At 71.4% G+C, this 26,250-nt stretch carries 22 protein-coding genes and 2 tRNA genes; 5 read left to right on the top strand and 19 right to left on the bottom strand.

The window, feature by feature from the left end; translation table 11 throughout:
• Positions 1-19: 19 nt before the first annotated feature.
• The 3 genes from ACIQGZ_RS01380 to pknB all read left to right on the top strand — a co-directional run bounded on the left by ACIQGZ_RS01380 (position 20) and on the right by pknB (position 5,298).
• Positions 20-1,474 (top strand): FtsW/RodA/SpoVE family cell cycle protein, encoded by a 1,455-nt coding sequence (locus ACIQGZ_RS01380; protein ID WP_402598570.1) that lies wholly within the window; start codon positions 20-22, stop codon positions 1,472-1,474.
• Between the two features lie 16 nt (positions 1,475-1,490).
• Entirely contained in the window at positions 1,491-2,954 is a 1,464-nt protein-coding gene (locus tag ACIQGZ_RS01375) for a peptidoglycan D,D-transpeptidase FtsI family protein (protein WP_402598569.1), read from the top strand.
• A gap of 286 nt (positions 2,955-3,240) precedes the next feature.
• On the top strand, positions 3,241-5,298 hold the full coding sequence (pknB, locus tag ACIQGZ_RS01370; protein ID WP_402598568.1) for a Stk1 family PASTA domain-containing Ser/Thr kinase: 2,058 nt from the start codon (positions 3,241-3,243) through the stop codon (positions 5,296-5,298).
• A 74-nt stretch (positions 5,299-5,372) separates the two neighbouring features.
• On the opposite strand, the gene ACIQGZ_RS01365 is transcribed toward pknB, so the two are convergent.
• From ACIQGZ_RS01365 to ACIQGZ_RS01335, 7 genes are all read right to left on the bottom strand, one after another.
• On the bottom strand, positions 5,373-6,074 hold the full coding sequence (locus tag ACIQGZ_RS01365; RefSeq protein ID WP_402598567.1) for a hypothetical protein: 702 nt from the start codon (positions 6,072-6,074) through the stop codon (positions 5,373-5,375).
• Positions 6,075-6,099: 25 nt separating this feature from the next.
• Entirely contained in the window at positions 6,100-7,224 is a 1,125-nt protein-coding gene (locus tag ACIQGZ_RS01360; RefSeq protein ID WP_402598565.1) for a hypothetical protein, read from the bottom strand.
• A gap of 225 nt (positions 7,225-7,449) precedes the next feature.
• Positions 7,450-8,181: a class E sortase gene (locus tag ACIQGZ_RS01355; RefSeq protein WP_402598564.1), complete on the bottom strand. Its 732-nt coding sequence runs from the start codon at positions 8,179-8,181 to the stop codon at positions 7,450-7,452.
• 15 nt (positions 8,182-8,196) lie between these two features.
• Complete coding sequence (locus ACIQGZ_RS01350) at positions 8,197-9,243, bottom strand: class E sortase (RefSeq protein ID WP_402598563.1); 1,047 nt, start codon at positions 9,241-9,243, stop codon at positions 8,197-8,199.
• A gap of 4 nt (positions 9,244-9,247) precedes the next feature.
• The gene (locus ACIQGZ_RS01345; protein ID WP_402598562.1) at positions 9,248-9,895 is read right to left on the bottom strand and encodes an aminodeoxychorismate/anthranilate synthase component II; all 648 of its coding nucleotides are present in this window, start codon (positions 9,893-9,895) and stop codon (positions 9,248-9,250) included.
• Positions 9,892-10,194: a hypothetical protein gene (locus ACIQGZ_RS01340; RefSeq protein ID WP_402600023.1), complete on the bottom strand. Its 303-nt coding sequence runs from the start codon at positions 10,192-10,194 to the stop codon at positions 9,892-9,894. Before ACIQGZ_RS01340 ends, ACIQGZ_RS01345 begins: the two co-directional genes overlap by 4 nt.
• 103 nt (positions 10,195-10,297) lie before the next feature.
• Positions 10,298-11,056 (bottom strand): DUF881 domain-containing protein, encoded by a 759-nt coding sequence (locus tag ACIQGZ_RS01335; protein ID WP_402599943.1) that lies wholly within the window; start codon positions 11,054-11,056, stop codon positions 10,298-10,300.
• A 162-nt stretch (positions 11,057-11,218) separates the two neighbouring features.
• Here ACIQGZ_RS01335 and crgA point away from each other — a divergent pair, with 162 nt between their 5' ends.
• Positions 11,219-11,476, top strand: coding sequence for a cell division protein CrgA (gene crgA, locus ACIQGZ_RS01330; RefSeq protein WP_402598561.1), 258 nt, complete (start codon positions 11,219-11,221; stop codon positions 11,474-11,476).
• Positions 11,477-11,868: 392 nt separating this feature from the next.
• Here crgA and ACIQGZ_RS01325 read toward each other — a convergent pair whose 3' ends face one another.
• Positions 11,869-12,846: a rhomboid family intramembrane serine protease gene (locus ACIQGZ_RS01325; protein ID WP_402598560.1), complete on the bottom strand. Its 978-nt coding sequence runs from the start codon at positions 12,844-12,846 to the stop codon at positions 11,869-11,871.
• Positions 12,847-13,013: 167 nt separating this feature from the next.
• Entirely contained in the window at positions 13,014-13,538 is a 525-nt protein-coding gene (locus ACIQGZ_RS01320; protein WP_402598559.1) for a peptidylprolyl isomerase, read from the bottom strand.
• Between the two features lie 252 nt (positions 13,539-13,790).
• Here ACIQGZ_RS01320 and ACIQGZ_RS01315 point away from each other — a divergent pair, with 252 nt between their 5' ends.
• A complete protein-coding gene (locus tag ACIQGZ_RS01315; RefSeq protein ID WP_402598558.1) occupies positions 13,791-14,561 on the top strand; it encodes a DUF5324 family protein in 771 nt (256 codons plus the stop codon).
• Between the two features lie 168 nt (positions 14,562-14,729).
• Here the strand turns inward: ACIQGZ_RS01315 and ACIQGZ_RS01310 are convergent, their stop codons facing one another.
• The 10 genes from ACIQGZ_RS01310 to gnd all read right to left on the bottom strand — a co-directional run bounded on the left by ACIQGZ_RS01310 (position 14,730) and on the right by gnd (position 26,145).
• Positions 14,730-16,241 carry an SDR family oxidoreductase gene (locus tag ACIQGZ_RS01310; protein ID WP_402598557.1) on the bottom strand — a complete coding sequence of 504 codons (1,512 nt, stop codon included), beginning with the start codon at positions 16,239-16,241 and terminating at the stop codon, positions 14,730-14,732.
• Between the two features lie 117 nt (positions 16,242-16,358).
• Positions 16,359-16,431 (bottom strand) — tRNA-Ala (locus ACIQGZ_RS01305).
• A gap of 300 nt (positions 16,432-16,731) precedes the next feature.
• Positions 16,732-16,869 carry a DLW-39 family protein gene (locus ACIQGZ_RS01300; RefSeq protein ID WP_402598556.1) on the bottom strand — a complete coding sequence of 46 codons (138 nt, stop codon included), beginning with the start codon at positions 16,867-16,869 and terminating at the stop codon, positions 16,732-16,734.
• Positions 16,870-17,176: 307 nt separating this feature from the next.
• Positions 17,177-17,250, bottom strand: a tRNA-Ile gene (locus ACIQGZ_RS01295).
• Positions 17,251-17,431: 181 nt separating this feature from the next.
• Positions 17,432-18,157, bottom strand: coding sequence for a DUF3566 domain-containing protein (locus tag ACIQGZ_RS01290; RefSeq protein WP_402598554.1), 726 nt, complete (start codon positions 18,155-18,157; stop codon positions 17,432-17,434).
• A gap of 166 nt (positions 18,158-18,323) precedes the next feature.
• Positions 18,324-20,996 carry a DNA gyrase subunit A gene (gene gyrA, locus ACIQGZ_RS01285; protein ID WP_402598553.1) on the bottom strand — a complete coding sequence of 891 codons (2,673 nt, stop codon included), beginning with the start codon at positions 20,994-20,996 and terminating at the stop codon, positions 18,324-18,326.
• Between the two features lie 53 nt (positions 20,997-21,049).
• Positions 21,050-23,080, bottom strand: a complete 2,031-nt coding sequence (gyrB, locus tag ACIQGZ_RS01280; RefSeq protein ID WP_402598551.1) for a DNA topoisomerase (ATP-hydrolyzing) subunit B — start codon at positions 23,078-23,080, stop codon at positions 21,050-21,052.
• Positions 23,081-23,330: 250 nt separating this feature from the next.
• Entirely contained in the window at positions 23,331-23,885 is a 555-nt protein-coding gene (locus ACIQGZ_RS01275) for a DUF721 domain-containing protein (protein WP_402598549.1), read from the bottom strand.
• Between the two features lie 123 nt (positions 23,886-24,008).
• Positions 24,009-25,142 (bottom strand): DNA replication/repair protein RecF, encoded by a 1,134-nt coding sequence (recF, locus tag ACIQGZ_RS01270; protein WP_402598548.1) that lies wholly within the window; start codon positions 25,140-25,142, stop codon positions 24,009-24,011.
• Positions 25,143-25,212: 70 nt separating this feature from the next.
• Positions 25,213-26,145: a phosphogluconate dehydrogenase (NAD(+)-dependent, decarboxylating) gene (gnd, locus tag ACIQGZ_RS01265; RefSeq protein WP_402598547.1), complete on the bottom strand. Its 933-nt coding sequence runs from the start codon at positions 26,143-26,145 to the stop codon at positions 25,213-25,215.
• Between the last annotated feature and the right edge of the window lie 105 nt (positions 26,146-26,250).

Here is a 26,250-nt window from a genome sequence, read left to right as displayed (position 1 = left end):
TAGGGGAGCGGCCGACGCCGTGAGCAGTTTCGGATTGTCCAACAGCAACAGCGGCAACGCCCGCGACAACGCCAGTGGCAACACCACCACCATCACCCCGCAGGGGGCGCCCAACCGCAGGAACACGGAGCTGCTGCTGCTGCTCTTCGCGGTCCTGATACCGATCTTTGCCTATGCGAACGTCGGCCTGGCCATGGACGGCTCGCTGCCCGGCGGCATGGTGGCGTACGGCTGCGGCATGGGCGGCCTGGCCATGGTCGCCCACCTCGTCGTACGGAAGTTCGCGCCGTACGCGGACCCGCTGATGCTGCCCATCGCCACCCTGCTCAACGGGCTGGGCCTGGTGATGATCTGGCGGCTGGACAAGGCCGGGGACCTGATCACGAAGAACTTCTCGGCCGCCCCCAACCAGCTGATGTGGTCCGCCCTGGGCGTCGCGTTCTTCCTGGTGGTGATGGTCTTCCTCAAGGACCACCGCATCCTCCAGCGCTACACCTACATCTCCATGGTGGTGTCCCTGGTGCTGCTGGCCGCCCCCGCCTTCTTCCCGGCACGGAAGGAGGACTTCGGCGCCAAGATCTGGATTCACCTCGGCCCGCTCAACATGCAGCCGGGAGAGTTCGCCAAGATCATCCTGTCGGTGTTCTTCGCCGGCTACCTGATGGTCAAGCGGGACGCGCTCGCACTGGCCAGCCGCCGCTTCATGGGCCTGTACCTGCCGCGCGGCCGCGACCTGGGCCCGATCATCGCGGTCTGGGTCGTCAGCATCCTGATCCTGGTCTTCGAAACCGACCTGGGCAGCTCGCTGCTCTACTTCGGCCTCTTCGTGGTGATGCTGTACGTGGCCACCGAGCGCACCAGCTGGATCGTCTTCGGCCTGCTGATGTCCGCGGTGGGCGCGGTCGCGGTCGCCTCCGTGGAGCCGCACGTCAAGATCCGCATCGAGGCGTGGCAGCACCCGATGATCGCCTTCCAGGACAACCACCCGGACTGGGCCACCGACCAGATCGCCCAGTCGCTCTTCTCCTTCGGCTCCGGCGGGGTGCTCGGCAGCGGCCTGGGCCAGGGCCGGTCCTGGCTGATCGGCTTCGCCGCCAAGAGCGACTTCATCATCGGCTCCTTCGGTGAGGAACTCGGCCTGGCCGGCATGATGGCGGTCTTCCTGCTGTACGGGCTGCTGGTGCAGCGCGGGCTGCGCACCGCGCTGGCGGCCCGCGACCCGTTCGGCAAGCTGCTGGCCGTGGGCCTGTCGTCCGCCGTGGCCCTCCAGGTCTTCGTGGTGGCGGGCGGTGTCACCGGTCTGATCCCGCTGACCGGTATGACGATGCCGTTCCTGGCCCAGGGCGGTTCCTCCGTGGTGGCCAACTGGGCGCTGGTCGCCATCCTGTTGAAGATCAGCGACACCGCGCGGCGCCCGGCACCCGCGCCGGCACCGAGCCCCGATGCCGAAGCCACCCAGATAGTCCGGGCGTAGGAGGGGTTCCACCCGCATGAACAAGCCCATCCGACGGGTCTCCGTCTTCTGCCTGCTCCTGATCATGGCCCTGCTGGTCCGGGTCAACTGGATCCAGGGCGTCAAGGCGTCGGCCTATGCGGAGGACCCCAACAACAGGCGCGTGCTCTACGACCGCTACGCGCACCCCCGTGGCAACATCTTCCTGGCCAACGGCAAGCCGATGACCAAGTCCAACTTCGTCAACGGCCTGCGCTTCAAGTACAGCTCCGCCTGGACCGACGGCGAGCTGTACGCGCCGGTGACCGGCTACTCCTCCCAGGTGGTCGGCAACAAGCAGATCGAGGAGCTGGACGACGACTTCCTCTCCGGCAACGACGACCGGCTGTTCTTCCGCAACACGCTGGACCTGCTGACCGGCAAGCCGAAGCAGGGCGGCAATGTCATCACCACCATCGACGAGAAGGCGCAGAAGGCGGCCTTCAACGCCCTCAAGGGCAAGAAGGGCGCGGCGGTCGCCATCGACCCCACCACCGGCGCCATCCTGGCGCTGGTGAGCACCCCCTCGTACGACCCGACCAAGTTCGCCGGTCAGGACACCAAGGCGTACCAGGAATACCTCTCGGACCCGGACAACCCGATGCTCAACCGGGCGCTGAAGGAGACCTACCCGCCGGGCTCCACGTTCAAGATCGTCACGGCGGCGGCGATGTTCGAGAACGGGGTCTACAACAGCCCCGACGACAGGACCGACACGCCGGAGATCTACAAGCTGCCGACCACCGACCACGTACTCCCCAACGAGTCCAAGTACGAGCCCTGCACCAACGCCACCGTGCTGGTCGCCATGGAGTACTCCTGCAACACCGTCTTCGCCAAGGTCGGTGACGCGGTGGGCAAGAAGAAGATGGTCGAGCAGGCGGAGAAGCTGGGCTTCAACAACCCCAAGGTCGACACCCCGGTCCGGGCCGCCATGAGCGTCTTCCCCACCGACTCCGACCGGCCCGGCACCGCCCTGGACTCCATCGGCCAGCACAACACCACCGCCACCCCGCTCCAGATGGCCATGGTCGCCGCCGCCGTCGCCAACAACGGCTCGCTGATGCAGCCGTACATGGTCGACAAGGAGGTGGCCCCCGATCTGACGCCCATCTCGCAGACCAAGCCCAAGGAGATGAGCCGCGCCTTCAGCCCGGAGACCGCGCAGAAGCTCCAGGTGCTGATGCAGGGCGTGGTGGAGAGCGACGGCGGCACCGGAAAGGCGGCCCGGATCTCCGGCGTCACGGTCGGTGGCAAGACCGGCACCGCCCAGCACGGCGAGAACAACTCCAAGGCCCCGTACGCGTGGTTCATCTCCTACGCGAAGACCGGGGACACCCCCAAGGTCGCCGTCGCCGTGGTCGTGGAGAGCGACGACGAAGCCGACCACGCGGGCATCGCCGGCGGCAAGCTGGCAGCCCCGGTGGCCAAGGCCGTCATGGAGGCCGTGCTCAACAAGTGACCGATTCCTCACCGGCGCCCTCCGCCCAGTTCGGCGGGGGGCGCCTTTTCCGGTCCGACCTGGGCGGATGGGGTGGGGACGCGGCGGAAACAACCGGTGCACAGCTGATACCGGTCTGGTATCGGGTGGTGCTCGCTACCGGTCCGGGCCGCCGGGACCGGTAGCGTATCCGCAAGCAGCGATCTGTCTGCGGGGCGGTCCTGCGCCGCGACAGACGGCAGAGCCGGACCCGCAGGGCACTACGTCACACATCCTCATGCACCGGTGAGGGAGAGGGCTGGGAGCTATGGAAGAGCCGCGTCGCCTCGGCGGCCGGTACGAGCTGGGTGGCGTGCTTGGCCGTGGCGGCATGGCCGAGGTGTACCTCGGCCACGACATCCGGCTCGGCCGCACCGTCGCCGTGAAGACGCTGCGGGCCGACATGGCCCGTGACCCGTCGTTCCAGGCCCGGTTCCGCCGCGAGGCCCAGTCGGCCGCATCCCTGAACCACCCGTCCATCGTCGCGGTGTACGACACCGGCGAGGACTACATCGACGGCATCTCCATTCCGTACATCGTGATGGAGTACGTCGACGGCTCGACCCTGCGTGAGCTGCTGCACTCCGGCCGCCGGCTGCTGCCCGAGCGCGCCCTGGAGATGACCATCGGCATCCTGCAGGCGCTGGAGTACTCGCACCGCAACGGGATCGTCCACCGCGACATCAAGCCCGCCAACGTCATGCTGACGCGCAACGGCACCGTCAAGGTGATGGACTTCGGCATCGCCCGCGCCATGGGCGACCAGGGCATGACCATGACCCAGACCGCGGCGGTCATCGGCACGGCCCAGTACCTCTCGCCGGAGCAGGCCAAGGGCGAGCAGGTCGACGCCCGCTCCGACCTGTACTCCACCGGCTGCCTGATCTACGAGCTGCTGGCGCTGCGGCCGCCGTTCGTCGGCGACTCGCCGGTGGCGGTGGCGTACCAGCACGTCCGCGAGGAGCCGCAGCCGCCGTCGGTCTTCGATCCGGAGGTGCGGCCCGAGGTCGACGCCATCGTGCTCAAGGCGCTGGCCAAGGACCGGGACTACCGGTACCAGAGCGCCGACGAGATGCGCGACGACATCGAACGCTTCCTGGACGGCCTGCCGGTCGCCGCGGCCCAGCAGGTCGCCGCGTACGGCATGGGTGGCTACGACAACGGCTACGGCGACCAGTACGGCGGCCAGCCCACCACCGCGCTGCCCCAGCAGAACCCGAACCTGGCGGGCACCACCGTGCTGCCGCCGGTGGCCGGGGGTGCCGGGGGCGAGTACGGCGACGACGGCTACGGCGGGCGGGCGAGCAACCGCCGCAGCCAGCCGAAGAAGAACAACACCTCGTGGATCGTGCTCGCCATCGCGGCGGTGCTCGTCCTGGTGGGCTCGTTCTTCGTGGCGCAGGCCGTCATCGGCGGCGGCTCCAAGACGCAGGACCCCACGGTGCCCAACCTGGTGGGGCTGAGCCTGGCGGACGCCCAGACCAAGCTGGACAACGCGGGCGGCAAGCTCACCCTCCAGGAGGGTGACAAGGTCCCCTGCGACGAGGACATCGCGCCCAAGGGCAAGATCTGCCGCCAGGAGCAGGCGGCGGACAACACCGTGGCCGAGGGCAGCGCGGTCGTCGTCCACCTCTCCTCCGGTCCCGAGCAGGGCAGCGTGCCCGACCTGGACGGCCTCTCCCAGGACGCCGCCAAGCAGCGCCTGGAGTCGGAGGGCTTCAAGCTCGGCAAGGTCTCCCAGAAGGAGACCGACGACCAGAGCCAGCAGGGCAACGTCATCGGGCAGAAGCCGGCGGCCGACAAGCAGGTGGCCAAGGGCTCCACGGTCGACATCACCGTCGGCAAGGCGCCGGAGACGGTCGACGCGGGCGACCACAAGGACGAGGACTTCGCCTCCGCCAAGCAGACGCTGACGGACGCCGGGTTCCAGGTCGTCGAGGACCCGCGCGACGTGGACGACCCGAGCCAGGTCGGCAAGGTGCTCGGCCAGTCGCCCACCGGCCAGCAGCAGAAGGGTGCCTCCATCACCCTGACCTACGGCAAGCAGCCGGACCAGGTGCAGGTGCCGGTGCTCGGCCAGCTTCCTTTGCAGCAGGCGCTGAACGCCCTGAACGAGCGGCACCTGCAGTCGTCCATCAACGGACCGACCGACAGCAACGCGATCGTCGTGGACAGCTCGCCCGGGACCGGGAGCATGGTCAACCCCGGTTCGACCGTCACCCTCAACACCCAGGACGTCGCCCCGCAGGGCGACAACGGCGGCGGTGACAACAACGGCGGAGGCGATCACAACGGCGGCATGATCGGCGGCAACCCCAACGGCTGATCCGAGCTGCCGGTGATCCCGGCGGAGGGGCTGTGGACAACTCGTCCACAGCCCCTCCGCCGTTGTGCACACCCTCAGCGGCAGCGGCAGCGGCGCTTGCGGCGGCGGTCCCACTCCGACCGCTGCGACCACTGCGTGCACAGCGAGTCCATCCGGCTGCGGACCTCCCGCAGCGCCGAGTCCAGGTCCGCCAGGCGGCAGCTCATCGCGCCCACCACCCTGGCGTGCGACTCCAGGCGCCCGGCGACGACCTCCTCGGCCACCTGCCGGGCCGCCTCCTGGGCCGCCTGCCGGGCCGCCTGCCGGGCAACCGCCAGCAGCCGAGGGGTGGCCCGAGCCACGATCTCCTCGACCAGCGCGTCCAGCCCGGCGGACGGCCGCGCCGCGTCCGCGAGGTCCAGCAGCTGCACCCGGACCTGGCGGGCCACCTCGCTGTCGCGCAGCAGCATCGCCACATTGAGCACCGCTCGGCGGGTGAACAGCGCCAGGCCACGGCCCGGCACCGACCTAGGGTCCAAGGTGGACCCTAGGTGTTTGCGCAGCTCATCGCCTTGCAGCAGTCGGTAGCCACTGCGCAGCAACTCCTCGCGGTGCCGCTTGACGAGGCTCTTGACTGCCTCCTCGCCCACCTCGAAGTACTCGGCCACCAGCCGCGTCGTGAGGTGCAGGTCGTCGGGCAGCAGCCGGAGTGCCTTGGCCCGGTCGAGGGCTTCGGTCCGTGAAGTGAGGCTGTCGCGCATGGTGCGCGACTCCAGGATGACGGCTTGGCGGTCCATGGTCGGTCCCCTCGGGGTCGTCGGGTCAGGCGTACGCGGGGACGGCACCCCGGTGGCGGCTGCGGGTCATGGCCGCCCGAGCCCGCGCGGCGCCGCTGATGGCCACCTGCGGGGCCGGACGGGGCCCGTACGGGCTCGCCGGGGTGAGCCCGGCGCAGCAGCGGCAGATGCCCGGCTGCGGGACGGGAGCGGCGCACTCGGGGCACTCGTGGCGGACCGGTGGCGGGGGCGCCGGGGTCGGCGCCGGGGGCATCTTGCGGGTCAGCCGGTTCCGGAGCAGCCCGACGGCGGAGTGCACGCAGCTCGGCAGGCCGGACAGCAGCGACAGCCGCAGATCGCCCAGGGTGGCGCCCCGGGCCAGCCACTCGGCGGCCAGCGGCGCCAGCCGCAGGGCCTCCGCCAGGCCGATCCGCAGCCGGGGTTCGGACTCGACGGCCCGCAGCAGCACCTTGGCCGCCTCGGCGGCCCGCTCCGCCCCGATCTCGGGGACGTCCGGCGGCGCTGCGGCCGCGGTCCCGGCACCGGCGGCAGCGCCGCCGCTCCGCTCGCGCTCGGCCGGCCGCGGGGGTGGGAGGGTATTCCCCCGGTTATTCAACCCCTTGGGGGAACTGCCGGGCCGCCGACGCTCCGCCCGCCCGACTGCTGGGAACCCGGCTGTCGGGCGCCGGTCCGGCACCCGACCGGCGTCCCCAGCCGGACCCCCTCCCGGACCCCTTTCCGGACCCCCTCCCGGACCCCCGCCCGGCCCCCCGCCCTGCTCATCCTCGTCGTCGCCCTCGTCCGGCTCGGCGGCGTCGGCCGCCTCGGCACCGGCCGCCTCGGCAGCCGACCAGGCGGCGGCGATCTCGGCCGGGTCGTGCAGCGGCACGCTGGAGACCAGGGTGCGGGTGGCCCAGGTGCCCCGGGTCGGGTGCTGGAACCTGCGTACGTGCAGATAGCCCTCGGCGATCAGCTGCTGCCGGGCCGTGCTGATCGCCGCCTTGCCCTCGGGCAGCCGGGCGGCGATGGTCTGGACGGTCTCGGCGGCGCCGGAGGGGAGCGCGAGGGCGCACAGCAGGAGCTTGGTGGCCGTCCCGCTCAGACGCGGGTGGCGGATGATGTCGTGGGGAGCCTGAAGAAAGCGCGCGGGCTGGCTAAAATGAACGTGCATCGGAGGTTTGGCTCCTGTGTCGGGCCCCGGGGTGTTGGCGCACCGCCGGGGTCATCTATGCCAGGTGTTCGGCTCTGTGGGTACTTCTCGAACTACCCAACGGCCGATCCCGGCACCAGGTCACGTCTCCGGAGCAGCGCCCAGGCGCCCGCCCCCGGCGTGCGCAGCCCGCCACACGCCCCCAGCCACCTCCCACCGCCCCCGGGAACCGCCCCCGGGCAGCGCTCAGCGCAGCTCGGCCGGCGGGGTCCGCTTGGCGTCGACCGGCACGGTGCGCACCAGGGTCCCCCAGACCGCCATCCGGTAGCGGGAGGTGTAGACCGGGGTGCAGGTGGTGAGGGTGATGTACTTCCCCGGCTTGGTGTACCCGGAGCCCTCGGGGACGGGCGCGACCACGCCGGTGTTGAACTTCGAGGTCTCCGGCAGGCTGCTGTCGACCCGGTAGACGTACCAGGTGTCGGCCGTCTCCACCACGACGGAGTCGCCCTTGTGCACCTTGTCGAGGTTGTGGAACTTGGCGCCGTGGCCGTCGCGGTGCGCGGCGAGCGCGAAGTTGCCGACCTTGGCCCACGGCATCGCCGCCGCGTACGGCTCCTGGTAGACGCCCGCCACGCCCTCGTTGAGGATGTCGGTGCCGGTGCCCATCCTGATCAGCACCGTGAAGTCCTTGCCCATCGCGGGGACGTGCAGGAAGCCGACGGAGTCACCGGTGGCGAAGTGCGGGTGCCGCACCGCCGAGTCGCCCGGCTTCTTGGAACCGTCCGTGGCCGGCTGCTGCTGACTCCACTGCCGGCGCAACTGGCCGGCCTCGGTCGCCGCGTGCCGGTCGGCCAGCACATTGGTCCACCACAGCGAGTAGGCGACGAACAGCCCCAGCACCACGCCCAGGGTGATCAGCAACTCGCCGACGACCCCCGCCGCAGCCGCAGCCCTGCTTCGTCCCCGGTTCCCTGCCAATGGTCCTCCGCTTTCCTACGAGCCCAGCAGAGCGTCGGGCTTGCCCTTGCTCCGCGGCCGTTCTTCGACCATCTTGCCCCAGAGGATCAAGCGGTACGTGGAGTGGAACTCCGGGGTGCAGGTGGTCAGGGTGATGTACCGGCCCGGCTTGGTGAACCCGGAGCCGACCGGGATCGGCTGGATCACGCTGACGTTGGACGGCGGGGTCTGCGGCAGGGCACTGGTGATCTCGTACGTGTAGTACGTCTCGGCCGTCTCCACCACGACCTTGTCGCCGACCGCCAGCCGGTTGATGTAGCGGAACGGTTCGCCATGGGTGTTGCGGTGCGCGGCGAGCGCGAAGTTGCCGGTCTTGTCCCAGGGCATCGCGGACTGGAGCTCCCCCGTGTAGTGCCCGACCTCGCCCTTGTCCAGCACGGAGTGCTTGTCGGTGCCCTCCGCGATCGGCGCCTTCACGTCCAGCTTGGGAATCCAGATGACGGCGAAGCCCTCACCCGGCGCGAAGGTCCCCGGGTCGCGCGGGTCGTCCGGGTCCCGGGTGCCGCCCGCGTTGCCCTTGCTCCACTGCTCCTCCAGCCGGTTGGTCGCCCCGTCGGCGGCCTGGTGGGCGCGGACGTTGGTCCACCACAGCTGGTACGAGACGAAGAGCAGCAGCAGCACGCCGAGCGTCACGCACAGCTCCCCCGCCGCGCGGACCAGCTTGACGCCCAGCGGCTCGGCGGCTGCGGCAGCCGCACGACGCCCGTGGCGGCCCGCCACGGGCCGTACGGCGGCCTCCTCCGGCTCCGGGTGCCGGCCCCGCCCCCGGCCCTGCCCACGGGCCGCACGGCGCCGCTCGGCGCGGCCCGGACCTGCGGGCTCCACCGGCACCCCGGCCCACAGCGACGGCTCGGGCAGCCGCAGTTGCAGGGTGTCGTCCGGTCCGGCGGGTGTGCCGGAGGCGCCCGCCGCGGGGTCGGGCAGGGCCCGCAGCCGCATGGTGTCCTCGACGTACACGCTGTACGACGACTCGTCCTCGGGCTCGGGCTGGGCGCCCCTGCTCTCCGGCCGGACCGCTGTCACCTGGTCAGCCCCGACCGATCACCGGCGCCAGACCGGCGGAGCGATCAACCGCTCCGCCGTCCCCGCACTGCGTCAGCCAGTTGGCCAGCATGCGGTGGCCGTGCTCGGTCAGCACCGACTCGGGGTGGAACTGCACGCCCTCCACCGCCGCCTCGCGGTGCCGCAGCCCCATGATGACGCCGCTCTCCGTCCATGAGGTGGCCTCCAGCTCGGCGGGCACGGTGTCCTGCACGACGGCGAGCGAGTGGTAGCGGGTGGCGGTGAACGGCGACGGCAGCCCGGCGAAGACGCCGGCGCCCTCGTGCAGCACCCGGGAGGTCTTGCCGTGCAGCAGCTCCGGGGCGCGGCCCACCACGGCGCCGTACGCGACCGCGATCGACTGGAGGCCCAGGCAGACCCCGAAGACCGGCAGCCCGGCGGCGGCGCAGTGGTGCACCATCTCGACGCACACCCCCGCCTCCTCCGGCGTGCCGGGACCGGGGGAGAGCAGCACGCCGTCGAAGCCGTGGTCGCCCTCGCGGCGGGTGGCGTGGCCGACGGCCACCTCGTCGTTGCGGACCACCTCGCAGGTGGCGCCGAGCTGGTACAGGTACTGCACCAGGTTGAAGACGAAGCTGTCGTAGTTGTCGACGACCAGGATTCGTGCGGTCATGCCTGCGCTGCTCCGGGGTTCAGGACACGGTGGGAGAGGGTGCCGACCACGGCGGAGGGGGCCGCTGCGCCGTTGAGGGCCGTCTCGCCGCTGCTGGGAGTGGGACGGGGACTGCCGGAGGGTTGAACGCCGGAGGAGCCCCCGTCGTTCACGGTGACTTCGCCGAAGGGGAGCAGCGGTTCGGCCCAGGGGAAGACGTGCTGGAAGAGAACGTAGACGATCCCGAACACCAGCAGCAGCGAGATGACCGCCTTCACCAGGACTTTGCCCGGCAGCCGCCGCCAGATCCAGCCGTACATGCCGCTCCTTCCCTCGCCTCGGGCCAAGACTACGGGGAGGTGCGCCCGGCGGGTGGCGGGGAGCGGATTACCGGCGCCGGGTGGTAAAGGGCGCCGGCCGTCGCTACGGGGCGGCCTGGGCGTAGCGCAGGTCGACGGTGCCGGTGTAGCCGGGGAGGGTGGCCGACTTGCTCTGCTCGACCTTCCAGCCCAGGCCGTAGGCGTTGACGTACTGCAGGTAGTTGCTGATGTACGGGTCGGCGTCGATCGCGGCCCGCAGTGCGGAGACGTCCCCGACGGCCTTGACCACGTAGGGCGGGGAGTAGACCCGGCCCTGGAGGATCAGGGTGTTGCCCACGCAGCGCACCGCGCTGGTGGCGATCAGCCGCTGGTCCATGACCTGCACGCCCTTGGCGCCGCCGCGCCACAGGGCGTTGACCACGGCCTGGATGTCCTGCTGGTGGATGACCAGGTCGTTGGGGCCGGGGTCGGGGACGCCGGGGATGCGGGCGGTGGCGCCGGGCGGGGCGTCGTTCAGGGTGACGGCGAGGCCGGGGCCCTTCAGCGGGTCCAGGCCGGAGGCGCGCTCCAGGGCGTTCAGCCGCTTGATGTCGGCCGGATTCTGGCCCTGCTGCTCCGCGAGGTCGTCCACCTGCTGCTGGACCTCGGCCACCTGGCGCTGGGTCTGCTGGTTCTGCTCGCTCTTCTCCCTTATGACGTCGCTGAGCCGCAGCAGCGAGTCATCGGTGCGCAGATTGGTGCCGTGGGCGGTGAGCGCGCTGACGCAGAAGAGCAGACCGGCGAGCGCGAAGACAGCGCAGGTCAGCACACGGCCGACAATTCGGGCGGCTGGACGGCGGCCGACGGGCGGACGGGCGGAAATCTCGGATTCTGGCACCGTACCCTTATCTCCTTCCGACCCGGCGAGCCACTACGCTAACGGACGCCGGTGGCGTGCGCGGACCGCATCGGAACGCGTTCCGCAGCCCCGGCAGCCGCCACTAGCCCTGCGCGGTCATGCAGCGCATCGACAGGAGAGTTCCTCGTGCCGAAGTCTCGTCTCCGCAAGAAGTCCGACTACACGCCACCGCCGCCCGGCGGCACGGCGGCGGTCAATCTGGACGCCGGTCGCGGCTGGGTCGCCCCGCTGATGTTGACGATGTTCCTGGTCGGCCTGGCCTGGATCGTCGTCTACTACGTGACGAGTGCCGCCTGGCCGATCGGCAGCTGGGGCAACTGGAACATCCTGGTGGGCTTCGGCTTCATCGCCGCAGGCTTCGGCGTCTCCACGCAGTGGAAGTGAGCGGCGCCCCTTCGCCGCTCCCCTTTCAGGCATTCCGCCGCTCTCCGTACGCTGACGGTGGCCGCAATCGCGGCCACCGCCGTCGGCATGCCGTCCGCCGCTCGGGGCGCACCCGTTCCGGTGCGCTGGGATGGTCCTACATTGGGCTTGTCCACACAGTTATCCACAGTGGGGAAAAGTTCAGACTGTCTGTGGATAACTTGAGAGTCGGTACCCCCACCCGGATGGCCGCCCGCCTCGGGCAGTAGTCGTCGCCTCTTCTGTCCATCGGATGAGAACCCAGGTGGACGCGAGTAGAACCCATCTGCTCCACCGATTGCGGCCGCTCGGGCCCGGTTCTGTGGATAACGCTGGGGATCAAGCCCGCCCAGCCCGGACCCGCCCGTGGCCGGTCAGCCGTTGACCCGGATCGTCCCCAGCACCACCAGCGCCAGCGAGACCAGCACCACCGCCGCCGCCGACGCCCCCTGCAGCCCCCGCCGATCGGCCGGGGCGCGCACCATGCCCAGCGTGGTCAGCGCACCGGCCACCAGACCGCCGATGTGCGCCCGCCAGTCGATGCCGGCTATCGAGAAGGTCAGGACCAGGTTGAAGCCCACCATGGCCATGATCGGGCCGAGCGGGTAGCCGTTCAGCCGGTGCAGCACCACGGTGGCGCCCAGCAGGCCGAAGATGGCGCCGGAGGCACCGGCCGTGTTCACCGCCGCCCCGGCCACCAGGTACGACAGCGCGCTGCCCGCCAGCGCCGACACCAGGTACAGCGCCAGATAGCGCAGCCGCCCCAGCGCGTTCTCCAACTGCGGGCCGATCCACCACAGCGACAGCATGTTCAGCCCCAGATGCCACCAGGACCAGTGCATGAAGGCGGCGGTGATCAGCCGGTACCACTGGCCGGGCCCGGTCGCCACGCCCACCAGCTCGCCCTGGTCGAAGACCTTGCCCACCAGGACCAGCTGGTATTGGAACGACGGCCCCAGCAGCTGCACCAGCAGGAACAGGGCGGCATTGATCCCGATCAGCACCTTGGTGACCAGCGCCGGATCATGGGGCAGCCGACTGCCCGGAGCCGTCCGGACCTGCCGGACCCCCTGCGGGGCACCCGGCCGACCCTCCTGCGGGCCGCCGTGCACACACTCCGGGCAGTGGAAGCCCACCGAGGCGTTCACCATGCAGAGCGGGCAGATCGGCCGCCCGCAGCGGGTGCAGGCGACACCCGTCTCATGCGCCGGGTGGCGGTAGCAGCGCTGCACCCCCGCACCCTGCGGCGGCACGGCCGGCTGCGGCGGCGCCGGGGGCTGCGGCGGCCAGGACGGCTGCTGCGGGGGCTGCTGGGCCCAGTTGTCGGGACGACGGCCCTCGTCGGGGAGCATCGCGGGCTACCTCCTCGGTGGTGCCGTGTTCCGGTGGTGGCGTGGTGGCGTCGTGTTCCGGTGGTGCCGTGTTCCGGGTCGGGCGCGGCCGTACTCCGTACCTCGCCGGAGGGCGGCCGGTCCCGGCGGTGACAGCGCACCGCCGGGACCGGTCACCGAGCCGGGGATCAGCGGCGGGTGATCTTCACGGACTCGATCACCACGTCCTCCAGCGGGCGGTCGCCCGGCCGGGTCGGCGTGGTGGCGATGGCGTCCACGACCCGCCGGCTCGCCTCGTCGGCGACCTCGCCGAAGATGCTGTGCTTGCGGGTCAGCCAGGTGGTCGGGGCCACCGTCACGAAGAACTGCGACCCGTTGGTGCCCGGACCGGCGTTGGCCATGGCCAGCAGGTACGGACGGTCGAACGACAGCTCCGGGTGGAACTCGTCGGCGAAGCTGTAACCCGGGCCACCGGTACCGGTGCCCAGCGGGTCGCCGCCCTGGATCATGAACCCGGAGATCACCCGGTGGAACACCGTGCCGTTGTACAGCGGCTCGGTGCTCGACTGCCCGGTGTTGGGGTCGGTCCACTTGCGGCTGCCCTCGGCCAGCTCGACGAAGTTGGCCACCGTCTTGGGGGCGTGGTTCGGGAAGAGCTTGATCACGATGTCGCCGCGGTTGGTCTTGAGGGTGGCGAACAGTTCCTCGGCCACGATGCGCCTTCCTACATACGTCACTGACAGAAGAATCCTCGCACGTCCGGCGGAGAGGCGAGCCGCAAGCATGCCCTGCCGGCCGGAACCGTGACCCGGCACCCACCCGCCGCCGCCCCGGCGAGCGGACCCGCATAAGGCCGCAACCGCCGCATACGGCCTATTTCGGCATGCCGGGGCGCGATACCCCATGCATGATCTTCAAACAGGTGGACAGGTGACAGACCGGATGCCACCGAGGAGGAGGATCTTGTGACCCGCTTGGACGCAGCCCGCGATGCTGCCGGAAAGACCCGGGACACCCTGGCGCCGTATGCCGCCACCGCCAAGGACACGGCTGCGCAGTACGCGGACGGCGCCCGCCGCCGACTGGCACCCAAGGTGGAGGCAGCCGCCGCCCAGGCCCGCTGCACGGCCCGCAGCACCTATGACCAGCACCTGGCACCCCGGGTGGAGCAGGCCAGGGGCAGCGTGCCGCCCCAGGTCGAGGTGGCGGCGGCGCGCGCCGCCCAGCGCACCCGGGAGACCGCGCTGACCGCCCTGGACGCCGCCGTCGCGGCCGCCCAGCAGGCCCGCGCCACCGCCACCCCCGCCTTCTCCTCCTTCATGGAGGACGCCAGGACGGCGGCCGCACCGGTCGCCCAGGAGGCGCAGGCGCGCAGCGCGGCGGTCCTGGCGGTGCTGCGCGGCCAGGTGACGGCCGCCGAGGTCGAGAAGCTGGCCAACCGGCACGCACGGCGGCAGCGGTGCGGCCGGGTGACCAAGCGGCTGCTGCTGGTCGGCCTGGCGGCCGGCGGCGGCTTCGCGGCCTGGAAGTGGTGGCGCCGGCAGAGCAGCCCGGAGTGGCTGGTCGAGCCGCCCGCCGAGCACACCGCCCGGCCCTCGGACCGGGTGCACTCGGTCTCCGCGACCGGTCTCACGGCCGCCGACGCCGCCACCCTGGGCAACACGGTCGACGGCTCCATGCCGTCGGACCCCGAGTTCCGGGGCGGGCAGGACGCGGACGGCGAGGAGCGGCCGTAGGCCGCGGCGACCCGGCGCCGGAGCGGCGGTGGGGCGGAGCCCGCGAGGGGGCCCGCCCCACCGCCATGCCCGGCCCGGCCGCCGTACACCCCGCCCACAGTCGGCCGCCCCACCGCACAGTCGGCCGCCCCACCGCCGTGACCACCGGGACCGCCGTGACCACCGGGCTCAGCCCCGGCCGCCGTCCAGCGCGCGCTGCTCGGCCGCCGCCGTCGCGGTGATGTTGCGGGCCATGCCGCCGAAGACCGCCGCGTGGAACGGCGCCACGCTCCACCAGTACGCGTGCCCGGCCAGCCCGTGCGGGTGGAACAGCGCCCGCTGCCGGTAGCGGGCCCCACCCGCCCCGTCCGGCTCGCAGACCAGCTCCAGCCAGGCCAGACCGGGCAGCCGCATCTCCGCCCGCAGCCGCAGCAGCCGACCGGGCAGCACCTCCTCCACCCGCCAGAAGTCCAGCGAGTCGCCCACCCGCAGCCGCTGCGGGTCCCGCCGCCCCCGGCGCAGCCCTACCCCGCCGACCAGCCGGTCCAGCCAGCCCCGCACCGCCCAGGCGAGCGGGAAGGAGTACCAGCCGTTCTCGCCGCCGATGCCCTCGATCACCCGCCACAGCGCCTCCGGCGAGGCAGCGGTCGCCCGCTCGCGCAGATCGCGGTAGAGGCTGCCGCCCGCCCAGTCCGGGTCGGTGGGCAGCGGGTCGCTGGGCGCTCCCGGCACCGAGGCCGACGACCAGCGGGTGGCCACGTCCGCCTCCCGGATGCGCTTCAGCGCCAGCTCCACCGCCCGGTCGAAGCCGAGCGGGCCGCCGGGCGGGTCGGGCACATAGCGGGCGATGTCGTGCTCGGTGCAGACCACCTCATGGCGCAGCGACTCCACCAGCGGCCGGGCGATCGAGTTCGGTACGGGGGTCACCAGGCCCACCCAGTGGCTGGAGAGCCCGGGGCTGAGCACCGGCACCGGGAGGACCACCCGGCGGCGCAACCCGGCGACGGCCGCGTACCGGCGCATCATCTCGCGGTACGTCAGCACCTCGGGGCCGCCGATGTCGAAGGTGCGGTTCACCTCGGGCGGCAGCTCGACGGCGGCCACCAGCAGCCGCAGCACATCGCGCACCGCCACCGGCTGGATGCGGGTGTCCACCCAGGTCGGGGTGACCATCACGGGCAGCCGCTCGCTGAGGTAGCGCAGCATCTCGAAGGACGCCGAGCCGGAGCCGATGATCACGGCGGCGCGCAGCACCGCCGTGGGCACCCCGGACTCCAGCAGGATGCGGCCGACCTCGGCCCGGGAGCGCAGATGCGGGGAGAGCCGCTGCTCCGGGACTCCGGCGGGGGTCAGGCCGCCCAGGTAGACGATCCGCCGCACTCCGGCGGCGCGGGCCGCCTCGGCGAAGAGGCGGGCCGCGACGCGGTCGGTCTCCTCGAAGGACCGGCCGGTGCCCAGCGCGTGCACCAGGTAGTGGGCGGTGTCCATGCCGGCCAGGGCGGTGCGCAGCGACTCCGGGTCGGTGACATCGCCGCGTACCACCTCCACCCGGTCGGCCCAGGGCTGGTCGCGCAGCTTGGCCGGGGTACGGACCAGGCAGCGGACCCGGTGGCCCGCCGCCAGCAGTTCGGGCACCAGTCGGCCGCCGAGATAGCCGGTCGCGCCGGTGACCAGGCAGTGCAGCGGTGGTCGTTCGCTCATACCGGGCTGCTACCCGTCCACCGGCCGGCCGACCATGGACACGCCGGAGCCCCGGCCGCGTGCTGCGGACCGGGGCTCGGACGGAAGGATGCACGGCGCCGTACGGCGCTCGGAGCGTGGAGCCTAGGGGAGTCGAACCCCTGACATCCGCCATGCAAAGACGGCGCTCTACCAACTGAGCTAAGGCCCCTCGGCGGTCCCGGAAGATCCGCCGGGCACCAGGGTACCCGGTCGCGGACCCAATCTTGAGCAGGTATCCGGCCCGCCTCGCCCGGATGCCCGGATCGCCCCCGGAGCGGTGGCTGTTTCACGTGAAACAACCGCCGGCGACCCGCCCGCCCGGCACAGGGGCACCCGCACACGAACACCGCCACCGCGTACGAGCACCGGGGACGGGCACCGCGTACGAACCCCGCCGCCGGCCGCCGGAGACGACGAAACCCCGGCCGGGCGGCCGGGGCAGTCGTGGGAATCCTGGGAGGCGACCCGCTCAGCGGGCGCCCGCGCCGGTCGGAACCGGGTCGGTGGCCTCGGTCCACAGGTCCTGCTCTGCGCGGTCGGCCTGGACCTGGCGGTACACGAAGTAACCGCCGAGGGCGGCCAGGGCGATCAGGAGGAGCTTCTTCACCGCGCGACCTCGTCCTTCTTAATGTCTGGGGGCTCCGCCGGGCTCTCGCGGCCGGTGAGGACTGCGCCCGGCCCAGCGGGGTCCGCGTGTGTGCGAGTGCGAACCGGCGGCCGTGGTGGCAACCGCCGTGCGGCCGATGATACACACTTGTGTCCCAACGGCCGTCGAGGCCGACCCTGTCAACCGCCCGTCCGCAGCACGTCCCTGACGCCGTGAGGGCCGAACGGCCACCCTGCCTGCCCCCACCGGGCCTTGAAAACGACTCAGGGCCGGACACCTGATGGCATCCGGCCCTGAGTCTCGCGGGTGGGGCTAATAGGACTTGAACCTATGGCCTCTTCCTTATCAGGGAAGCGCTCTAACCGTCTGAGCTATAGCCCCGCGCTGCACTGAAAGATTAGCGGATCGACGGCCGAACGCCAAAATCCGCAGCCGCGCGCCGCCAGCCGCCGCCGATCACAAAGCGCAGCTCAGCGCGGCGCGAAAGCGGCGGGCCCGGCCCGGCGGAGTGCCGGACCGGGCCCACGGGGGTTCAGCGGCCCACCAGGGGCTCAGCGAGTGCTCACTCCTCCTCGGCGAGGGTCACCTCGACGCCGCCGGAGAACCCGGCCGCCGTGTTGTAGATGAAGGCACCCAGCGTGGCCAGGGCCGTCATCAGCACCACATCGACCACCGCGATGATCGTGGTGACCATGAACACCTTGCCGAAGCCCAGGAACGCCTGGAGGTCGAAGCCCTGCGGGTCGCTGTCGGAGCCGGTGACCTCCTTGAGCGTCTTGCCCACCGACTCGAAGACGCCCATCCCGTCGAGCACCATCCACAGCACGCACGCCGCCACGATGGTGACCACGCCCAGCGCGATGGAGAGCAGGAAGCTCACCTTCATCACCGACCACGGGTCGACCTTGGTCACCCGCAGCCGCGCCTTGCGGGTCCGCGCCGTGCCGCCGACGGTCACCGGGGCGCCGGCGGACCGGCGCCCGGCCGAGCCGCCCGTCCGGGTGCCGTGGGCCGGTGTGGTCTGGCCCTTGGCGTAGGTGGTCGGTGTCGAGTACTCGGCAGCGCCGGGGGCCGCAGGCGGCGGCGTCTGCGGCGGCTGGGGGTAGCCGTACCCGCCGGTGCCCGGCCCCTGGGCGGCGGCGACACCAGAGGTCGTGGCCCCCGGGTACTCGCCCGGAGCCCGATGTCCCGCACCGGGGGCCTGGTGGCCCCCCTGGCTCCTGGCCTGCGCGGACCCCTGTCGGCCCCCGGCGGCTCCGCCGCCCGCAGCGCCCGTGGCTCCACTCACCCTGGTCCTCCCGCAGTTCCCCTCCAGGCCGGCTGTCTCCGCCCTGGTCAGTCCAGATGGTTCCGCACCGGACAAGCCACCCGGCGGCGGTCAGCCGACCGGCCGGACAGCGCCGCGACGAGTCGCGGACGCGCTGTCCGGCCAGTGTCGACTGGGAAGCCGAGGCTCAGGACTGGTCGGCCGTGCCGCCCGCCGTCGCCTCGTCTCCGTCGTCTCCCCCATTGTCGACTGCCCCGGTTCCGGCCGCACCGCTCGCCGGCTCCAAGCCGTCGGCGGCAGGGGTGCCATCGCCGTTCTCGTCCTGGTACTCCTCCTCGGCCTCCGCGTTGCGGGCAATGCCCACCACCGCGTCACGCTTTCCGAGGTTGATCAGTTGGACGCCCATCGTGTCACGTCCGGTTTCACGAACGCCCGAAACCCTTGTACGAATCACACCACCGGAGAGCGTGATGGCGAGGATCTCGTCCGTCTCCTCGACCACCAGGGCCCCGACCAGCGTGCCCCGGTCCTCCACGATCTTGGCAGCCTTGATGCCCAGACCGCCGCGACCCTGGACACGGTACTCGTCCACCGGGGTCCGCTTGGCGTACCCGCCGTCCGTCGCCGTGAACACGAAGGTACCCGGGCGGACGACGTTCAGCGAGAGGAGCTCGTCCCCCTCCCGGAAGGACATGCCCTTCACACCCGAGGTGGCCCGGCTCATCGGCCGCAGCGCCTCGTCCGTCGCGGTGAACCGGATGGCCTGCGCCTTCTTGCTCACCAGCAGCAGGTCGTCCTCGGCGGAGACCAGCTCGGCGCCGATCAGCTCGTCGTCGCGGCCCTCCTCGTCGGTGCGCAGGTTGATCGCGATCAGACCGCCGGAGCGCGGCGAGTCGTAGTCCTTGAGCGGACTCTTCTTCACCAGCCCCTCCCGGGTCGCCAGCACCAGGTAGGGAGCCGCCTCATAGGTGCGCACCGCCATCACCTGGGCGATGTGCTCATCCGGCTGGAAGGCCAGCAGGTTGGCCACGTGCTGCCCCCGGGCGTCGCGGCCGGCGTCAGGCAGCTCATAGCCCTTGGCCCGGTAGACCCGGCCCTTGTTGGTGAAGAACAGGATCCAGTTGTGGGTCGTCGTCACGAAGAAGTGGTCGACGATGTCGTCCTGCTTCAGCTGGGCCCCGCGCACCCCCTTGCCGCCGCGCTTCTGCGAGCGGTACAGGTCGGTGCGGGTGCGCTTGACGTACCCGCCCCGGGTGATGGTGACGACGATGTCCTCTTCGGCGATCAGGTCCTCGATGGACATGTCGCCGTCGAACGGGATCAGCTGGCTGCGGCGGTCGTCGCCGTACTTCTCCACGATCGCGGCCAGCTCCTCGGCCACGATGCCGCGCTGCCGCACCGGCGAGGCCAGGATGCGGTTGTACTCCTCGATCTTGGCCATCAGCTCGTTGTACTCGGCCGTGATCCGCTGGTGCTCCAGCGCGGCGAGCCGGCGCAGCTGCATCTCCAGGATCGCGTTGGCCTGGAGTTCGTCGATGTCCAGCAGCCGCATCAGGGCGCTGCGGGACTCCTCCACCGTGTTGGAGCGGCGGATGGTGGCGATGACCTCGTCGATCGCGTCCAGCGCCTTCAGCAGACCGCGCAGGATGTGGGCCCGCTCCTCGGCCTTGCGCAGCCGGAACCGGGTACGCCGCACGATCACGTCGATCTGGTGGTTCACCCAGTGCCGGATGAAGCCGTCCAGCGACAGGGTGCGCGGCACGCCGTCGACCAGCGCCAGCATGTTGGCGCCGAAGTTGGTCTGCAGATCGGTGTGCTTGTACAGGTTGTTGAGGACGACCTTGGCGACCGCGTCCCGCTTCAGCACCACGACCAGGCGCTGACCGGTCCGGGAGGACGACTCGTCGCGGACGTCCGCGATGCCGGCCACCCGGCCGTCCTTCACCAGGTCGGCGATCTTCAGCGCCAGGTTGTCCGGGTTCACCTGGTACGGCAGCTCGGTGATCACCAGGCACTGCCGGCCCTGGATCTCCTCGACCTCGACCACCGCGCGCATGGTGATGGAGCCGCGGCCGGTCCGGTACGCGTCCTCGATGCCGCGGCGGCCCACGATCAGCGCGCCGGTGGGGAAGTCCGGGGCCTTGATCCGCTGGATCAGGGCCTCCAGCAGCTCCTCGCCGGTCGCGTCCGGGTGGTCCAGGTACCACTGGACGCCGGAGGCCACCTCGCGCAGGTTGTGCGGCGGGATGTTGGTGGCCATGCCGACCGCGATACCGGTGGCACCGTTGACCAGCAGGTTGGGGATGCGCGACGGCAGCGCGGTGGGCTCCTGCGAGCGGCCGTCGTAGTTGGCGGCGAAATCGACGGTGTCCTCGTCGATGTCGCGCATCATCTCCATCGCCAGCGGCGCCATCCGGCACTCGGTGTACCGCATGGCGGCGGCCGGGTCGTTGCCCGGCGAACCGAAGTTGCCGTTGCCGTCCACCAGCGGCATCCGCATCGACCACGGCTGGGCGAGACGCACCAGGGTGTCGTAGATCGAGGAGTCGCCGTGCGGGTGGTAGTTGCCCATCACGTCACCGACGACGCGGGCGCACTTGTAGTAGCCCTTCTCCGGCCGGTACCCGCCGTCGTACATCGCGTACAGCACCCGGCGGTGCACCGGCTTGAGGCCGTCGCGGACCTCGGGCAGCGCCCGGCTCACGATCACGCTCATCGCGTAGTCGAGGTAGGAGCGCTGCATCTCCGTCTCGAGCTCGACGGGCTCGATCCGCAGGGCACCGCCGACGAAGGTGTCGGGGGAGGGGATGATGTCGCTGGGTTCCGGCTGCTCGCCGTCGGGACGATTGTCGTCGACCACTGCTGGTCAGTTTCCTTTCGCGCGCTGCTGTCCTGGCGTCCGACCTCGGGGGGTCAGACGTCCAGGAAGCGGACGTCCTTGGCGTTGCGCTGGATGAAGGATCGGCGGGCCTCGACGTCCTCGCCCATCAGGACCGAGAACAGGTCGTCGGCGCGGGCGGCGTCCTCCAGGGTGACCTGGAGCAGCACCCGGTGCTCCTGGTCCATGGTGGTGATCCGCAGCTCCTCGGCGTTCATCTCGCCCAGGCCCTTGAAGCGCTGGATCGCGTCCTCCTTGGGCAGCCGGCGGCCGGCCGCCGCCCCCGCCTGGATCACGGCGTCGCGCTCGCGGTCGGAGTAGACGTACTCGAAGTCTTCCTTGCCCCACTTGATCTTGAACAGCGGGGGCTGGGCCAGATACACATGGCCGGCCTCGACCAGCGGCCGCATGAAGCGGAACAGCAGGGTGAGCAGCAGGGTGCGGATGTGCTGGCCGTCGACGTCGGCGTCGGCCATCAGCACGATCTTGTGATACCGCAGCTTCTCGATGTCGAAGTCCTCGTGGATGCCGCAGCCGAAGGCCGAGATCAGCGCCTGGACCTCGGTGTTCTGTAGCACCCGGTCGATCCGGGCCTTCTCCACGTTGAGGATCTTGCCGCGGATCGGGAGGATCGCCTGCACCCGGGGGTCACGGCCGGACTTGGCCGAGCCGCCCGCGGAGTCGCCCTCCACGATGAAGATCTCGCACTCGGACGGGTCCTTGCTCTGGCAGTCCGAGAGCTTGCCCGGCAGCGACGCGCTCTCCAGCAGGCCCTTGCGGCGGGTCAGGTCGCGCGCCTTGCGGGCCGCCACCCGGGCGGTGGCCGCCTGGATGGACTTGCGGATGATGTCCGACGCCTCGGTGGGGTTGCGGTCCAGCCAGTCGTTGAGGTGCTCGTGCACGACCTTCTGCACGTAGGTCTTGGCCTCGGTGTTGCCCAGCTTGGTCTTGGTCTGGCCCTCGAACTGCGGCTCGCCCAGCTTCACCGAGATGATCGCGGTGAGACCCTCGCGGATGTCCTCGCCGGTGAGGTTGTCGTCCTTCTCGCGGAGCAGCTTCTTCTCCCGCGCGTAGCGGTTGACCAGGCCGGTCAGCGCCGCCCGGAAGCCCTCCTCGTGCGTACCGCCCTCATGGGTGTGGATGGTGTTCGCGAAGGAGTAGACGCCCTCGGTGTAGGAGCTGTTCCACTGCATCGCGACCTCGACCGAGATCATCCGGTCCCGGTCCTCGGCGTCGAAGTCGATGACGGTCGGGTGGACCAGCTCGCCCTTGCGGGAGTTGAGGTACCGGACGAAGTCCGAGATGCCGCCCTCGTAGTGGTACGTGACGGTACGCGGCTTGTCCTCCTCGTCGAAGTGCTCGGGGCGCTCGTCGGTGAGGCGGATGGTCAGGCCCCGGTTGAGGAACGCCATCTCCTGGAACCGCCGGGACAGCGTCTCGAAGGAGTATTCGGTGGTCTCGAAGATGTCCGGGTCGGCCCAGAAGGTGACCGAGGTGCCGGTCTCCGCGGTCTCCTCGTTCCGCGCCAGCGGGGCGGTGGGGGCGCCGAGCTCGTAGTCCTGCGTCCAGCGGTAGCCGTCCCGCCTGACCTCGACCGAGAGCCGGCTGGACAGGGCGTTCACCACCGAGACGCCCACGCCGTGCAGCCCGCCGGAGACGGCGTAGCCGCCGCCGCCGAACTTGCCTCCCGCGTGCAGTACGGTCAGCACGACCTCCACGGCCGGCTTGCCGGTCGACTTCTCCACGTCGACCGGGATGCCACGGCCGTTGTCGACCACCCGCACGGCGCCGTCGCTGAGGATCGTGACGTCGATGGTGTCCGCGTAACCGGCCAGCGCCTCGTCGACCGAGTTGTCGACGACCTCGGAGACGAGGTGGTGCAGGCCGCGCTCACCGGTGGAGCCGATGTACATGCCGGGGCGCTTGCGGACGGCTTCGAGCCCTTCGAGGACCGTGATCGCGCTGGCGTCGTAGGACCTCCCGTTGCCGGGAGTGGAGTCGGAGGTCTCGGGGGACTGGTGGGAGTTGCCGGAATCGGCCACGAAGCGCCCTTTCTGGCACAGCACGAGCCGCACCCCCACCCGGCGGGCAGGCGTAACGCGGCCACGGCGTTCGTCTCAGAACCGCAAGCGGCGGTGTATTGCCTCCAGTCTACCGGTACGGCCGACATAGACGGGCGTTTGCCAGCCCCTGAGAGCGGATGTGCCGCACTGAATCCCCTCCGCACATGTCCCGATACTCAGGCGGGGGGCCAACTGCTCTCAAATGGGCACTCAGCGGCTCGACGGCCGCCCCGGTCCGACACCGGCGGCCTCATCAGCCCCAGGTGTCCCCCGGGCCCCGACTCCCGGGAGCCCGCAGCCGCCCGTAGCGGCGCGGCGGACCTGCCGGACCATGCACCTTGATCAGCTTCACCGCACCGTGCCCCAGCTCGGTGTTGAGCCTGGCCACCAGCTGCGGGGCCAGCAGCCGCAGCTGGGTGGCCCAGGCCGTGGAGTCGCAGCGCACGCTCAGCTCGCGGGCCTCCTCGGCATAGTGCTCCGGCACGCAGTGCGCGGCGATCTCCGGGCCCACGATCTGCGGCCAGCGGCCCATCACCCCGCCCACCGCCGCCGGGGCCTCCCAGCCGCGCTCCACGATCAGCTGCCGCATCGCCGCCCCCAGCGGCACCGGGTCACGGCCGTCCGCGCGGGCGCCGCTGCGCAGTCCCCGCCGCTTGGACTCCCGCTTCTGCCGCACCTGCTCGCCGCGCTCCCGGGCCTGCTGCTTGGCGGCGCGCAGCGCCACCCGGGCCAGGTCGACGCCGGACAGCGACGGCTCGGGGCGGTGGACGTCGGCGGGCGATGCCGCCTCGCCGGGTGCGTCGGTCACCGGGCCCACCTCCTTCCCCAGCCTGTGGACGGGGCTCTTCTGAACGGTGCCCCTTGGAACGGTGCCCCTTGGAACGGTGAAGTGGTCCAGCCTAGGGCGCCGGACCGGTCGGCGGGGCGGATGTCATCCACTGGTGACGCGCCGCACTTCGCCGTCGGCGACCGCGAAGCGCACCCCGGACAGCGCCACCGGCACGTCCTCCGGCACCGCCGCGGTGACCAGCACCTGCTCACCGGGGGCGACCAGCTCGGCCAGCCGGTCGCGGCGCCTGCCGTCCAGCTCCGCGAAGACGTCGTCCAGCACCAGCACCGGTTCGCCGCCGTCGGAGCGCAGCAGCTCGTACGAGGCCAGCCGCAGCGCCAGCGCGTACGACCAGGACTCCCCGTGGCTGGCGTACCCCTTGGCGGGCAGCGGGCCCAGCTGTAGCAGCAGGTCGTCGCGGTGCGGGCCGACCAGGGTGACCCCGCGCTCGACCTCCTGCTTGCGGGCGGCGGCCAGTGCGCCGCTCAGCGCCTCGTACGCCTCCTCGCGGGAGGCCGGGAGCGGCCCCTCCACCGAGCTGCGGTACTCCAGGGCGGTGGGGCCGCCGCCGGGGGCGAGCTGCTCGTACGCCTTCTCCACCAGCGGTTGCAGCGAGGCCACCAGCTGGAGGCGGAAGGCGGTCAGCTCGGCGCCGGCCCGAGCCAGGTGGCCGTCCCAGACGTCCAGGGTGGACAGGTCGGACCGGCCGCCGCCCGCCCGGCGGGCCAGGGCGGCGGTCCGCAGCAGGGCGTTGCGCTGCTTGAGCACCCGTTCGTAGTCCTGGCGCACCCCGGCCAGCCGGGGCGCCCTGGCGGTCAGCAGCTCGTCCAGGAAGCGGCGGCGCTCCCCGGGGTCGCCCTTGACCAGCGCCAGGTCCTCCGGGGCGAACAGCACCGTCCGCAGCAGGCCCAGCGCGTCCTTGGGGCGGACGTTGGACGAGCGGTTGATCCGGGCCCGGTTGGCCTTCCCCGGGTTGATCTCCAGCTCGATCAGCGTCGACCGGCCCTGCTGCACCACGCTGCCCCGGACGATGGCCCGCTCGGCGCCGAGCCGGACCAGCGGGGCGTCGGCGGCCACCCGGTGGCTGCCCTGGGTGGCGAGGTAGCCGACCGCCTCCACCAGGTTGGTCTTGCCCTGGCCGTTGGGGCCGACGAACGCGGTCACGCCCGGGTCGAGGGGGACCTCGGCCCGAGCGTAGGAGCGGAAGTCGGCGAGCGACAGATGCGCGACATGCATGGGGTGCGTTGCGCGCGGGGGCCTGTGCCCGCGCTGCCGTCCTCTCCGGTGGGGGTTGCTGCGGGCCGGGTCAGGAGACGGCCGGCGGGTCCACGTCGGCTCCCGGCGCGTCGGCGCCCTTGTGGTCGCTGACGGCGGTGACGGCGTGGCCGCCGAACTGGTTGCGCAGCGCCGCGATCATCTTCATCTGCGGGGAGTCGTCCTGGCGGGAGGAGAACCGGGCGAAGAGGGACGCGGTGATGGCCGGCAGCGGCACGGCGTGGTCGATGGCGGCCTCGACGGTCCAGCGGCCCTCGCCGGAGTCCTCGGCGTAGCCGCGCAGGTGCTCCAGGTGCTTGTCCTCGTCCATCGCGCGGACGGCCAGGTCGAGCAGCCAGGAGCGGATGACGGTGCCCTCCTTCCAGCTGCGGAAGATGGCGGGCACGTCGGTGGTCACCTCGGCGGCCTCCAGCAGCTCCCAGCCCTCGGCGTAGGCCTGCATCAGCGCGTATTCGATGCCGTTGTGGACCATCTTGGCGAAGTGCCCGGCGCCGACCTTGCCGGCGTGCACGAAGCCGTACTCGCCCTCGGGCTTGAGCGCGTCGAAGACCGGCTGCACCTGGGCCACGTGCTCGGCGTCGCCGCCGACCATCAGGGCGTAGCCGTTCTCCAGGCCCCAGACGCCGCCGGAGACGCCCGCGTCCACGAAGCCGATGCCCTTCTCGGCGAGGGCCTTGGCGTGGAGGACGTCGTCGGTCCAGCGGGAGTTGCCGCCGTCCACCACCACGTCGCCGGGCGAGAGCACCTGGGCGAGCTGGTCGATGGTCTGCTGGGTGGGGTCGCCGGCCGGCACCATCACCCAGATCACGCGGGGGCCGTCCAGCTTGTCCACCAGCTCCCGGAGGCTGTGGACATCGGCGAGGTCGGGGTTGCGGTCATATCCGAGGACGGTGTGGCCGGCGCGGCGGATGCGCTCGCGCATGTTGCCGCCCATCTTGCCGAGGCCGATGAGACCGAGCTCCATGACAAGTCCTTACGTGTGTCGACGTGCCTGACGACGGCCCCTTTGCCGCAGTTCGAGCCTACGCCGGGGAGGGTTCGGCCCCGACGGGTGAGGGGCCGCAGGGGA

Origin of the sequence: Streptomyces sp. NPDC092296, from assembly GCF_044755465.1 — a bacterium.
Lineage (GTDB): Bacteria > Actinomycetota > Actinomycetes > Streptomycetales > Streptomycetaceae > Peterkaempfera.
Note: the sequence above shows the minus strand (reverse complement) of the source record. Positions and strands in the feature narration are given on the sequence as shown.